Below are 14,113 nucleotides of genomic sequence, written 5' to 3'. Positions count from 1 at the left end.
CAAATGCATTATGTAGTATACCACAATTCATAACATCAATAAATGTCAAATAAACTATTTATTCGCCTCCATTCAGATAATAGATAGCAATCTGCGTCCTGTGTTGTAATCCCGTTTTATCAAGTATAGATGTAATATAGTTCTTTACCGTTCCTTCTGAAATATAAAGCTTATCAGCTATTTCCTTATTTGAAAGGCCTTTTGATATAAGATCCATGATTTCTATTTCCCTTCTTGTAAATAAGGATGTATCAATTTTAACGCTTTTGTCTTTACCGAGGCCTTCCTTTATCTTGTCAAGAACTACATCTTGCACAACGGAATTACCTTCATAGACCATCTTTATAGCATTCTTTATCTTTTCCGGCGAATTATTTTTAAGAAGATACCCCTTTGCGCCGCTTTTTATCACATCTATAATATATTCATCATCATCAAATGTAGTAAGGATTAAAACTTTTGTAGCTGTCTTTCGGCATATTTCTTTAGCCGCCTGTACTCCGTTCATTACAGGCATTCTTACATCTACTAATGCAACATCTATATTATATTTTAGACAATAATTAACTGCCTTAAGTCCATCATCAACACATGATACCACTTCAAATTCTTCATCCATTCCCAGTATTATCTTAAGACTTTCTCTTATCAATGAATCATCATCAGCTATAAGTACTTTAATAGACATTTAATCCCCCTCCAGCGGCAACAAAAAAATTACTGAAAATCCATTTGATCCATCTATTATGACTTTTCCTCCAATGCTTCCGCACCTTTCCTCGATGCCACTTAATCCAAGACCCTTCTTTATAATATATGCACCAACACCATTGTCCTTTACCTCTGTCTTTATAAATTTATTAAGAACATCAATACTAACAACAACTTTAGTCGCTTTTGAATATTTCATGATATTTGTCAATGCTTCTTTTACATTTTCTACAATAACATTCCATTGTGAATATGTAATTTTATCAAGAATACCAGTGTATTCCAAATTCACAGGGATGTGAGTTTTTACAGTAAAATCATTTATAATAAGTCTTAACCTATTAATGCCCATTTGTTCTACCGGTGGCTTTATTTCTCTTAATGCCAGGCGTATGCTCTCAAGTCCATTTCTCAATGTGTCTATAGCATTTTGAATTAGCTTTTTTGCATCATCCTTATTTTTATCAATCAATAATTTTGATGCTTCCAGCTGCATCAAACTGCCCGATATTGTATGGCCGACATTGTCGTGAATTTTTTGTGATATCTTGTTTCGCTCTTCTAATTGAGCCGTGTATCTAACCTGTTTTTCGTATTCTTCGCTTTTATTGATTTTATTGTATAACATCTGTATTTTTTCACGCAAATCATCATTCTGACTTTTTAATTTTTCTATCTTTTCATATAACCTTTGGGCAATAAAACATATTAGATATGACATTAATGCAATTATAGTATATTCCGATACTGTTGAACTATCAAGTAAAAATAAAATAAATATTGATATAATAAAGCTTAAATTTGTAGAAAACAAATTAAAACTTAGTTCATATATATTAATAGGTAAGAGTAATACAAATAATTTGTTGATATATAAATAGCAAATAGCCGACAAGGCTATGGATAAAATTAATATCGCCTTTTTGATTAATTTATTGTCTATGATGTAGTATGCCATATTTATGCATATGTAAATGAGAATGAAAAAGACAAAACTCTCTGGGTAAACCGCCATTTCGTTAATAAAGTACTTAATCAATATATAAATGATTATAATAAATTTACAGAGTATAAACCAAATGTCCATATGAAATGTCTCCCATTTATAAACTAATAGTATTTTAGCATGAAATAATTGTATTGTCATTATATTACATTAAATAAATATAAAAATAAGGGCTTAGATTATAAGCCCCTATTTCTTGTATAACCAGCTATACAAAATCAGCTACCTTTTCTGATATTTTTATTTTATATGTTGCGATTAGAAGAAATGCCAATGTAAAAGCTATTAATATTCCAATGTTTATCAATAAATTTGGATTTGAGCTTTCTTCAATTTTCATTATTGCATCGACCGCCCATTTTTGTGGAACAAAATTTGATATTTTCTGAAGTGCTTTAGGCATGAAGTCAATAGGCCAAAACACACCTCCAAGCATACATGTAGGCGTAATTATTAATGTCGACAAATTGCTAGATTGCATTGTCGAATCAGAAAAGGCAGTAATAAGCATACTGAGCCCTATAGATGTCAGCCCAAATATGGATAAAACCACAAACATTTCGATAAGTGATTTATCTATAGGCAATTTCAAAAATATAATCAAGAAAGTCATAATCAATATTATCTGAAACAAAGTTACTGCTGCGTTTACGATGAAATTGCTAAATACATACGTACGAGATTTTAGTGGAGCAGCACATATTCTATAAAATGTTTTATCTCTCTTTTCCTGTAGCATAAGATCTGATATACTACTTGTTCCCATCATCAAAAACATTATAAAAAATCCGATGCTACGCATTGTTGCATTATTACTTCTGCTTTTATCTTTTATGCTAAATTCATTCAGTGTAAAAGTACTTTTTCTATATTTATCATACATTTTATAAAACATGTCTTTATTGCCATTAGAAGCCTTCGATATGTCTTTAATATTTTTCATATATAAATTTATATAATTCTGTATCAATAACGTCGCTTCCTGACCTTTTATAGAAACAATTTGTAGCTTAGGTACATTATCAGCGATTATACTGTTGCTAAATTCTTCTGGTATAACTATTGCACAATCAACATCACCTTTTGCAACGGTATTATTTAGGTTTCTCTTAGTTAATGTAATAATCTTGTATTTTTCTGAATTCTGAAGTGATTTTATCATATCCATAGATAACGAACCATTATCCTTATTTACGATGCCAATTCTAAGTTGTGCATTATCTGCAAAGCTGAATGATAAGAATATAAGTGGAATGGTAATTGACAAAAGAATAAAAATTATATTGCTTTTCTTTCTAAATATCAATTTTAAAGTATTCTTTATCAACAATAGCATATTCCTCATGATTAAAATGCCTCCTTTCTAAAAAAATAGGCTGATAGCGCTATAAAAACTGCTGCACATATTATGTTAATCATTAATGCAATTGATACATCGCCGTAATTATTAGCAAATATCACCTGAAATATAGATGTATTTGTCCACTTGATAGGAGATATATCAGCTAACTTCATCAATACAATGCTTCCTGTTTCGTTTATAGGAAAATATGCACCGCCAAGAAATGCTATAAAAGGAATTACCACGTTGATTACTCCTGACGCTGCATTGGTATTTTTAATTAAAAAGCCTAAGCAAATCCCGATACTTATTGAAAAAATTATTTCACTTATTATTATTAAGAAGATTGTAAATATATCTGTACCCCAATTTGCTCCAAGGATGTATTTGCTGAATATAAATACCAGAATTGATTGTAAAAGTACGGCAAATGAAACTCCAAGAAGTTTGCCTGTTAATATCTCATATTTTCTTACGGGGCTCATTAGTACCCTATCACCTGTTTTTTTTGTTCTCTCTTCACCTATAGAATAAACACCGCTTATAGAACCATAAAGTATAATAAGTGTTAACATTGTTACAGAATAATAGTCATTTGATGATGGCTGCTTATTCCTATTTAGTGACACTATGTCGGTAAAATTATAATTATCATCTGTGGCTATTTTTTGAATTATCGCCGGATTTTCTTTGGCAATAACCGAAATTACATTAAATCTGTCTATAAAAGCTTTTAAAATGCTTTCAACAATATTAGTATCTAAAAAATTTCTATCATTTTTATAGAGTGTAATATTATTATCTTTTAAAACAATATAACCTGTATATTTCGCATTTTTTATATCATTTATTCCTTGATCTATATTTTTTATCTCATCAAATTTTATTTCAATTTCCTTGCTGTTTTTTATAAAATTTTGGAATCCGGTTGATATTTCTTTGTTTCCATTATCTGTATAAATTACATTGATACCGCTTATAGTGTAATTGCTGTTAAATATATTAGAAAAAGCAAAGCCTAATATTGTTATAAGCACTATTGGAAACAGTACCATCATTGCCATTGCTTTTTTATCCCTCAGATTTCCTTTCATCTCTTTAAACATAATTTTAAGTATTCTCATTATAATCACCCCTAATCCCTTAATTTCCTACCTGTCAGCGTGAGGAATACTGTCTCTAAATCAGGTGTCTGAGTTTCCACATTTTTAATCGGTATATGATTTGATGTGAAATATAAAATCATTTTATCCAGGTTGTTTACATCTCTTGAACTTATTATTTTCACCACATTTTCATCAATATCAATGCTTCTTACACCACTTATATTTTTAAGCTTGTTTTCGTCAATATTTGTCACTGAACCAACCGTAATCATCGTTGTATTTGTATCTGTAATAATGGACTTAAGTTCTTCCTTCGTGCCTTCTGCAATTATCTTGCCATGATCTATTATCGATATTTTTGTACATATAGCTTCGACTTCTTCCATGTAATGACTTGTGTATATTATTGTACTTCCCATCTCGTTAAGCCTTCTTACAGATTCTAAAATATGGTTTCTAGACTGCGGATCTATGCCTACTGTCGGCTCATCCATAATGATAATCTTTGGCCTATGAGCTATTGCACATGCTATATTAAGCCTTCTTTTCATTCCACCGGAAAATTTATTTGCAATCCACTTTGCTTTGTCGTCGAGTCCAACAAATTTTAATGCCATCTCAACATTTTCCCTTAGCTCTCTCCCTTTTAAACCGTATAAGCTTGCAAAAAAGCTCACATTTTCATATGCGGATAAATCTCCATATATTGCTATGTCCTGTGGAACTATACCGATATTTCTCTTTGTAAAATCGGGATCTTTCCTTATTTCTTTTTCAAGTACATATACATTTCCTTTGTCTATTTTTAAAAGCCCACAGATAATATTTATAGCTGTGCTTTTACCTGCGCCGTTAGGCCCTAAAAATCCATATATCTCCCCTTCTTCGATCTCTAGGTTTATGTTGTCAAGTGCCACTAGATCTCCAAATCTTTTAGTCAATCCTTCAATTCTTACGGCTTTCATAATCAATATCTCCTTTCATCTAATCTTACAATATTATAATAAAAAAAATGGTGATATCTTTGTAGTACACAAAGTCACCATTTTATATGACTTAAGTCATAATTTTATTATAATAAATAAGAGACGGTTCAATAAGTACCGTCTCCAATATAAATTATATTTAAAAAGGCTCGTAATGATCTTCGCTTTAGCCTATATAAATCTTTACATACCTTTATTAAATCAAAACATATGACTTAATAAAAGCATTACAAAACTTATTAAGACCTATGCTCGACTATTATAAATACCTTAGAAACCTGATATAATCTTTCAACTATATCAGACCTCCAGTTTAAGTACAACATTATGCCATACATTTGACCTTCGGAACTTATAATAGTCTTAGCTCGACTATAATACATCTCTTTTAACCTGATATTAATCCAATTCGACTAATATCAAGCCTTACAAGACATATTATAATCTGCCCTCCGACTGATATCCGACCACTTGATCGGATATCAATCTTTGGCCGACCATTTAAGAACTTTCGTCCTTAAATGGTCTTGGCTCAACCATTACGAACCTTACGTTATTATGTTGTCCCATTTAGGCTTAATTATTCTTTAAATTTTTAGGAAATAAGTGTCAATATTTTTAAATTGAATTATTATTTAAAAATATTATTCATAATTCAATGCGATAACTTTTGGTTTTCCCTCTAAATCATTCTTTTTAACATCAATTTCATTAGATTGGATTTTCTCACCACATGTCATTTTCAAAAAGTTATCAACAGTTTCAATAGGCATATCAACAGCAAGTGTCCTAAAATGCATGGCAATTGTAAGTTTTGGTTTTAGTGAATCAATAACTTTTACAGCCTGTCTATCATCGATTGTAAAAAAACCTCCAACAGGTATCATTAATATATCAATAGGTTTTATTTCCGATATCATTTCATCTGTAAGTAAATGTCCAAGGTCACCAGCATGGCATACTTTTATGCCATCTACATCCATAATAAAGACAATATTTTTGCCTCTTTTTGCACCGTGTTCATCATCATGAAAGGTATTTACACCCTTTATGTGAATCCCTTTTACATTATGTTCACCAGGTGTATTTATTATATCAAAGTTTCCCTTTATCGCTTTGAAATAATTGTGGTCATAATGTGAATGTGTAGATATTACAATATCCGCATCAGTCTCAGGCAAAGGATAGCCAACAGTCTTGTCAAACGGATCTGTAACAATAGAAACACCGCTGTCTGTCGTTATCTTGAAACAGGAATGTCCGAAATATCTTATTTTCATGATAGCACCTCCTATTCCATATTATAGGACAATATTTTATTATATATCACAAAATTTCATTTGCTCTATCCATAGCGTTTTTATAAATTTCTTCCGGATATCCTAGCAATTTAAGTATTTTTATGGCGTTTCTACTTCTTGATGGGCCTTTTTGCAAAAGATAATTAAATTTAACATCATTATCATCAACATTTTCTTCAAAATGGTAATTATCATAGTAATCCTCGACAAGGCTTGTAAGCTCTAAATCATGTGTTGCGGCAACGACAAAACAATTTTTCTTTATCATATAGTGAAGAACTTCTGATGCAGCGCTTATCCTCTCTATTGTATTTGTTCCTCTGAAAATTTCATCAAGTATACATAAAACAGTGACATCATCATTGAGTGTGTCTATTATCCTCTTAAGGGATTTTGCTTCAACCATGAAATAGCTGTCACCGCCAATTATATTGTCAAGGGTGCCTATAGATGTCATCACATTAAAATAGCTTGATGAATATTCTTTTGCAAGTACAGTATTAAAAGTTTGGGCGAAAATTGCATTTATACCAATAGTCTTTAAAAATGTGGACTTACCAGATGCATTTGAACCTGTCAAAAGGATTCCTCTAGCGCTTACCTCGATGGAATTCGGCACGGGGTCACTAAGAAGTGGATGATATAGGTCCAAAGCCCTAAGGAAATATGGCTTCTTTTTCGACAATGATGGTTTTGTGTAGTACTTTAAGCTATCCTTGTACGATGCTAATGCAATATACGCATCTATTTTGCCAAGTTCAATATATAAATCAAGTAATTCCCCTTTATATTTATTCATTAAATCAATTGATTTGTAAAAGCTTCTTACTTCTATTAATAATAACATGTTGAGAAAACTCAATATTCCGGTTGAGTCACCTCCAGCTGCCGCTTTTTCTAAAAATTCAATTGAACCTACATTTCTATATATATTTTTTACTTTATCATAAAGTTCTTTTAATTTAGAAAAGTCAAAAGTAGGGTTATCGCCATCCTCTTTTATTATTTCATTTACACATCTTAATAATTTCGATATATTCTCAAATACCATCATTTCCTCAAATATCTTGGATTTAGTATTAGAATAAACCATGCCATTTATCATAACTAACGCAATCAATAGAAGTACTCCAAAGCCATGACCAAAATAAATAATAACAGGCGACAGAATAACTAATAAAGTTAAAATCTGATATAATGGAAGAGGATTATTAACAATTTTCATACCTTCTAACAAGTATCTTACTATATCAACACTTTGCTCTTTCCCAATCCTTTTTAAATGAACTTGTAGTAACTCAGCATAATCTTTATTCTTCATAAATTCCTCAATCATAGTACTTCTATTTTTTAATTCTACCTCATCGTGAATTAGATGTCTTAGAAGATAATATAAATATTGTTGACCGGGACTTGACATTGTATGGTCAAGCTTCTCATATACAAAATCCATATCGAGGTCTCGCCATGTGGTATCATCGATATTTTCACAATTCTCTTCCTTTAAAAGAGCTCTATAAAGCTTCTCAATAAAATCAAAATTTCTTTTTTCCTTATGGTCTTTGCCCCATTTTTCTTTGATTTCTCTCTTTGCTTTTTCTTGTTCAGTATCTTTCTTAATTTTGTTGATAATTAAAACTATGGCAATACCTACAATTGGCAACAAGAAATAAAGATGATTTACTTGAAAGCCTAGTAACAAACCTCCGCCAATCAAAACAATATACAATATTTCCAATATCATTTCAGTTCCTAACATATTGGCTCCTCCTAACAAAAATAAGGTAGGAAACATGCCTTTACATTTTTTCCGGTGCAGTTATTTTTAACATATCAAGAACATTTTTTATAACTGTCTTTGTTGCGACTATAAGTGCAATCCTTGCCTTCATAAGATTTTCATCAGTACCTCTTACCCTGCAGCTATTATAAAAAGAATGAAATAGTGACGCTACATCAAGGATGTATCTCGTTATTCGATGCGGTGCTATTGTTTTAGCGGCTATTGTAATCTCCTCCGGCAAATATGCAAGCTTTTTGATTAAATCAATTTCTGTTTCATCTTTAAGTAGACTTAAGTCTGCATTAATGGAATCTTCTATTTCTATACCATCCTCTTCAAGCTGCCTTATGATAGAGCATATCCTGGCATGGGCATATTGTACGTAGAATACTGGGTTTTCATTCGACTGTTCAACCGCCAAGTCCATATCAAAATCAACTGCACTGTCGGCAGAACGCATATTGAAGAAAAATCGTGCCGCATCTTTGCCGACTTCGTCAATTAAATCCCTTAATGTCACCATTTTACCTGTTCTTTTGGACATCCTTACAACTTCTCCGCTTTTCATAAGCCTTACAAGCTGCATAAGCAAAACATCAAGCTTGTCCGGATTTATACCGAGAGCTTCCATAGCGCCTTTCATTGGTGCAACATGTCCATGGTGGTCAGCTCCCCATATATCTATGACCCAGTCAAAGCCACGCGTCAAAAATTTATTTTTATGATATGCAATATCTGAGGCCAGATATGTGGGATACCCATTTGCACGTACTAAAACATCATCCTTTTCCGCGCCAAACAAGGTCTCTTTAAACCATAAAGCTCCATCTTTTTCATACGTATAACCTTTTTCTTTAAGTTCATTTATTATAGAATTCACTTCACCACTTTGATGTAAGGACTTCTCCGAAAACCATACGTCGTATTCTATGCCATATGCATGTAAATCCTCTTTAAGTTTTTCTATATTCTTATTAAGTCCGTATTCTGTCAGTGCTCTCCTTCTTTCTTCTGCTGGAACATCTTTATATTTATCACCATATAAGTTTAAAAATTCCTTAGCTCTTTCAATAATATCATCGCCATGATATCCTCCTTCAGGTATTTCTGCATGTTCACCGAGTAGTTCTAAATATCTTGCTTCAAGGGATAAACCAAATTTTTCTATTTGATTACCTGCATCATTTATGTAAAATTCCTTAGTTACATTGTATCCAGCGCAATCCAGTATTGATGAAAGTGCATCGCCGAGTGCACCGCCCCTCGCATTGCCCATATGCATAGGCCCTGTCGGATTTGCTGAAACGAATTCCACCTGTACTTTCTTCCCATTTCCTATATTTACTCGGCCATACTCACTGCCTTTTTCAATGATAAGCTTTAGTGCTTCTATAAGGTAATTTTCATTTAAATAGAAATTCATAAATCCCGGCCCCGCGACATCCACCTTATTTATAAACGTTCCATTCAAGTCAATACCATCTTTGATTTTCTCTGCTATCTTCCTCGGTGGCATCTTGGCTGACTTAGCCATTATCATAGCTGTATTTATAGCAAGATCTCCATGTTGCTTTTCTTTTGGCTCTTCTATCTCTATATCCGGTATTTTTTCTATTGATAGAAATCCTTCTTTTATTGCCTTATTTATTGATTCTGTCACAATCTTTGTTATCTCATCTTTCACCTTTTGTACAATATTATTCATTAATTAACCTCCCGAACTGTTAAATGCAATTCATTGTCGCTTATTACATTTTCATTTAAATCAAGAGCATATTTTAATTTCAATTCACCGCCATTTTCATTAAGTTTTACATCTATAACATGTGGCTTTATGCCGAGTAATACATTGCCATATGGTGTAACATAATTCGACTCGTGTCTTTTGTCCTTTTCAAATACCATTTTTGATTGATTTGAGCCAAATCTCATGAGTACAACAACATCTTCACTTATTTTTAATGTCGTAGTCGTCCCATCCATTCCAGATATTTCCGACTCGTCATATTTTATATAGTAATAATCACCTTTTCTTAAAAAACCACCTTCTGTAATAAGCTCAATCGTATCAAGCTCATTCTGTGCATTTTTCTGTGTTCCTTTTACTGTTATTACAGCTTTTCTCAAACTAAGCTCCCCTTTATTTTACCAATTTGTACACTTCTCTTTATTAGCAGATATTGCAAGCTCAATAAGTTCATCAATCAAAACAGGATAAGGCTTTCCCGTCGCTTCCCATAGTTTTGGATACATACTTATTTTTGTAAAACCTGGTATCGTATTTAACTCGTTTAAATATACTTTACCTGTATTTTTGTCCATCAAAAAGTCTACTCGCGCCATACCCCTACAGTCTAGTGCAACAAACGCCTTTACTGCTAAATCTCTTATTTCCTCCATTTTTACATCTGGTATCGGTGCAGGAATGAATAACTTAGATGCTTCATCATAATATTTTGCATCGTAATCATAAAATTCGTGTGCCGGCAATATTTCACCTGCAATAGATGCTTCAGGATTTTCATTGCCAAGAACAGCACATTCTATCTCCCTTGCATCAATTCCCTGCTCTACAATTATTTTTCTATCATATTTTGCTGCTAATTTCAAGGCATCATATAATTCATTTTCATTATGAACTTTTGTAATGCCAACGCTGGAACCCATATTTGCAGGCTTTATAAAACAAGGATATCCAATCCCTGATACTCTATTAAATATTTCATCTTTTTTATTTATATCATTTAATTCATTTCTATAAACTATTGTAAAATCAGGTGTTGGTATGCCCGATTCTTTAAAAAGCCTCTTAGAAAATATTTTATCCATACACAATGAAGATGACAGTACATTCGGACCAACATACGGCACTTCAAGTAGCTCCAAAAGCCCTTGAACTGTACCATCTTCACCATTCGGTCCATGAAGGACAGGAAATACGACATCTATCGGATAAAATTCATATTTGCCGTCTTTTAATGTTAATATTCCCTTATATTTTGTTGATGGTCCGATAACAACAGGTATGGCTTCTTTCTTCCACTCATCGGTTTCAATTTTTTCAACATCTCCCTTGTATAAATACCATTCTCCGCATTTTGTTATTCCAACCAAATAAATTTCATACTTATCTTTATTTATATTATTTATAATCGATTTTGCAGACATTTTCGATACCTCATGCTCGCCTGATTGTCCTCCAAATAAAACCGCCACATTTAATTTTACCATATAAACTTTCATTCCTTTCATACGATTATGCGTACTATCTAATTTATATTAATTATATTCTACCCTTTTGACAATATGTATTCAAGTCATAAATTATGTTGTAAAATTAAAAGGCCAGAGAAGATTTTATCTTCCCCGGCCTTTTTGGGCTTTATATGAGGCGACTTATAAGTTTCTATTTTGCACCATGCTCTTTTCAGCTTTCTCTATAGCGAGCCTAACGAGATTGCCACAATTTCGAGATGATACACTTCCCCAACCTTCAGTCTTTACTGTATCGTAAACGCCAAGCTCTTTTGCCAACTCCATCTTTAAGTCGTCGGACATAAGACTATTATGACGTCTACTCAATTTTAATTCCTCCTTTTGGGCCCATCTATATTTTCGTCTTTATATCATTTTTTATGCATAATGGCTTTTACGAAACACGTAACTTACATTATTCTTAATTATTTTCTTATTAAATATATCCGAAAAATTTAATTAATTAAAGTTTCATACAAAAAGTTGGAATAGGAACATTTCCTCTTCCAACTTTTTAACTTTACATTGTCAGATTGCCTTGATTTGTTTTGATTACTTTTAAGATCTTTTCTTCTACACCATTTTGTGCATTTATATATACATAAAATGTGTCACCGCTATAGGTACCTTTAAATTCATATGCCAATACTTCTTTTCCGCCTTCAAGTGGTATTATGCAAAGCTTGACACTTTCGACTTTCAAATTCTTACTTACTTTATTCTGTGCTTCAGTTTCGGTAAGTTTTGGTTTTTCAATTGTTCTATTGACATGTGACATATAGTATGACGTTGCATCAAATCCAACTATATCGCCATTATCAAGGGCTACTTTTACTTTTACAATATCCGGATATATTCTAACACCATCCTGTACCGGAGTAAAATTAAACTGCACTGTTCCATTTGCTTTTATTGAATATGTATTTTCCATATTGTTAAACTCCCTGTTTTTCAAATATTTTAATGCATAATTGAGTGCTTGCGTCTCTGATATATTAACCTTTGTTACTGCTCTTTGGTCCATTAACCAAAGGACATGCCCACCTTTTTTGCTGACATTTATATATATCGAAGGTCCTCTTTGTGGTGTTTTTAGCTCTATCCCATAGGAATTTATTTTTCCATTGTTAGGGCTGTATTTATTTGCCCCATCCACTGGTTTTGCTACGAATTTTTTTGCTATAGATACCGCATAATCATATGATACATCGCTTCCTGTTAGGCCTCTTGGTGTTAATTTTGCCTGACTTTCTGAAAAAGGCCCATCATATATCAATGTCGGATAATTTGACATCTGCTGATTTACGGTATTCATATTTACATTCATTATCTTACTATCTATTTCACTCATCTTTTGTGTGCCTTTTTTTCTGAGATTACCTAGTTCATACCCTCCTTGTATCTTTCTCCTTAGGTCCTGGAGGTTCTTTCCTAAATATACTGCATAATTGTGAAGCTCTGCTAATGTTTTAAGGTCCTTATCAGATAGTTTATTTCCGTCTGCAACTTTTTTTGAAAGGCTAAACGAGTAATCTCCTATCTGTGATAAAAACTTCGATGTATTCTCTATCTCAGGCTGTCCAATCGGAAGCTGGCCTAAATTCTCCTGTCCCGAAAAGGCCTGTCTCCATATGTCGCTCAATATAGGTATTGTAGTATTTTCCTGAGATGATACCATTAGTTTTCCTGTCGATGTCTCAATATTCTCAACATTATTGACAAGCTGGTAAAAAGACCTATCATATTGTGCTTGAAGATACCTATGATAAGAAACTTTCTGCAAGTATTGGTTGTAACCCCAAGCACCTACAACTAAAAGAAGTAACAGCATTACAACTGTAGATATTCGCTTCATTCCTATCACCTCACCTTGCAAAAATATGATTTCCAATCTGTGTAATAATTGGTCTATTAAAAATCCAGAAATTTTGTACTTTTGCTGCGTTGTAATAATATAATGCGCCACCCGTCGGATCCCAACCAGAAATAGCGTCCTGCGCCGCCCTTATGCTATCTTGCGATGGTGGTATCCACATCTGTCCGTCATCAACTGCTGAAAATGCACCGGGTTGAAAAATAACTCCAGGAATTGTATGTGGAAATTTTGGCGACCTTATTCTATTCATAACAACGGCACCGACAGCTACTTTTCCTATATAAGGCTCACCCCTTGCTTCACCACTTATTAACATTGCAAGAAGATACACATCATCACTTATCGTTGTAGATGTTGTCGCCTGATATGTACCAGATATAGCTGATGCCGCACCAATGTCAAAGCCAAGTGCCGTTTTTGTAGCATCATCTACGATTCCAGTAACATTAAGTCCATTATTGGCTTGAAATCTCCTCACTGCAAGCCACATTTTTACTCCAAAGAATCCATCAATAGGTCCATTGTAATAACCCCAATCTCTAAGCCTCGTCTGTACAGCCGACACATCATTACCTGTATTACCCCAATATAAATTGGATATAGCTGTCTTTGAGAGATTTAGCGCTGAATACTCTAATGTAAATGTTATAAATAGAATGAGTATCAGTGCTATAATCTTTAACCTCGAAACAGAATATTTTCTCATTTTATGCCTCCTCTATAATTTAGTATTTATACATATTTTTT

13 protein-coding genes are annotated in these 14,113 nt (G+C 32.7%); all 13 read right to left on the bottom strand.

What is annotated here, in order from left to right; all coding sequences use genetic code 11:
- Positions 1-58: 58 nt before the first annotated feature.
- The 13 genes from CPG45_RS07620 to sleB all read right to left on the bottom strand — a co-directional run bounded on the left by CPG45_RS07620 (position 59) and on the right by sleB (position 14,072).
- A complete protein-coding gene (locus CPG45_RS07620; protein WP_096231346.1) occupies positions 59-688 on the bottom strand; it encodes a response regulator transcription factor in 630 nt (209 codons plus the stop codon).
- Positions 689-1,798 carry a sensor histidine kinase gene (locus CPG45_RS07615; protein WP_172856505.1) on the bottom strand — a complete coding sequence of 370 codons (1,110 nt, stop codon included), beginning with the start codon at positions 1,796-1,798 and terminating at the stop codon, positions 689-691.
- 127 nt (positions 1,799-1,925) lie between these two features.
- Positions 1,926-3,062: an ABC transporter permease gene (locus CPG45_RS07610; protein WP_096231344.1), complete on the bottom strand. Its 1,137-nt coding sequence runs from the start codon at positions 3,060-3,062 to the stop codon at positions 1,926-1,928.
- Positions 3,063-3,064: 2 nt separating this feature from the next.
- Positions 3,065-4,183, bottom strand: a complete 1,119-nt coding sequence (locus tag CPG45_RS07605) for an ABC transporter permease (RefSeq protein ID WP_096231343.1) — start codon at positions 4,181-4,183, stop codon at positions 3,065-3,067.
- A gap of 11 nt (positions 4,184-4,194) precedes the next feature.
- Positions 4,195-5,130 (bottom strand): ABC transporter ATP-binding protein, encoded by a 936-nt coding sequence (locus CPG45_RS07600; protein WP_096231342.1) that lies wholly within the window; start codon positions 5,128-5,130, stop codon positions 4,195-4,197.
- Positions 5,131-5,795: 665 nt separating this feature from the next.
- Positions 5,796-6,431 carry an MBL fold metallo-hydrolase gene (locus CPG45_RS07595; protein WP_096231341.1) on the bottom strand — a complete coding sequence of 212 codons (636 nt, stop codon included), beginning with the start codon at positions 6,429-6,431 and terminating at the stop codon, positions 5,796-5,798.
- A gap of 46 nt (positions 6,432-6,477) precedes the next feature.
- Entirely contained in the window at positions 6,478-8,211 is a 1,734-nt protein-coding gene (locus tag CPG45_RS07590; RefSeq protein WP_096231340.1) for a MutS-related protein, read from the bottom strand.
- A 40-nt stretch (positions 8,212-8,251) separates the two neighbouring features.
- Complete coding sequence (gene argS, locus CPG45_RS07585) at positions 8,252-9,940, bottom strand: arginine--tRNA ligase (protein WP_096231339.1); 1,689 nt, start codon at positions 9,938-9,940, stop codon at positions 8,252-8,254.
- Positions 9,940-10,362, bottom strand: a complete 423-nt coding sequence (locus CPG45_RS07580; RefSeq protein ID WP_096231338.1) for a YwiB family protein — start codon at positions 10,360-10,362, stop codon at positions 9,940-9,942. Before CPG45_RS07580 ends, argS begins: the two co-directional genes overlap by 1 nt.
- 18 nt (positions 10,363-10,380) lie before the next feature.
- Positions 10,381-11,466, bottom strand: coding sequence for a D-alanine--D-alanine ligase family protein (locus CPG45_RS07575; RefSeq protein ID WP_096231337.1), 1,086 nt, complete (start codon positions 11,464-11,466; stop codon positions 10,381-10,383).
- A gap of 165 nt (positions 11,467-11,631) precedes the next feature.
- On the bottom strand, positions 11,632-11,793 hold the full coding sequence (locus tag CPG45_RS07570) for a small, acid-soluble spore protein, alpha/beta type (RefSeq protein ID WP_284697567.1): 162 nt from the start codon (positions 11,791-11,793) through the stop codon (positions 11,632-11,634).
- A 217-nt stretch (positions 11,794-12,010) separates the two neighbouring features.
- Complete coding sequence (gene ypeB / locus CPG45_RS07565) at positions 12,011-13,345, bottom strand: germination protein YpeB (protein WP_096231335.1); 1,335 nt, start codon at positions 13,343-13,345, stop codon at positions 12,011-12,013.
- Positions 13,346-13,355: 10 nt separating this feature from the next.
- Positions 13,356-14,072, bottom strand: coding sequence for a spore cortex-lytic enzyme (gene sleB, locus CPG45_RS07560; protein ID WP_096231334.1), 717 nt, complete (start codon positions 14,070-14,072; stop codon positions 13,356-13,358).
- Between the last annotated feature and the right edge of the window lie 41 nt (positions 14,073-14,113).

Origin of the sequence: Thermoanaerobacterium sp. RBIITD (assembly GCF_900205865.1) — a bacterium.
GTDB lineage: Bacteria > Bacillota > Thermoanaerobacteria > Thermoanaerobacterales > Thermoanaerobacteraceae > Thermoanaerobacterium.
Note: the sequence above shows the minus strand (reverse complement) of the source record. Positions and strands in the feature narration are given on the sequence as shown.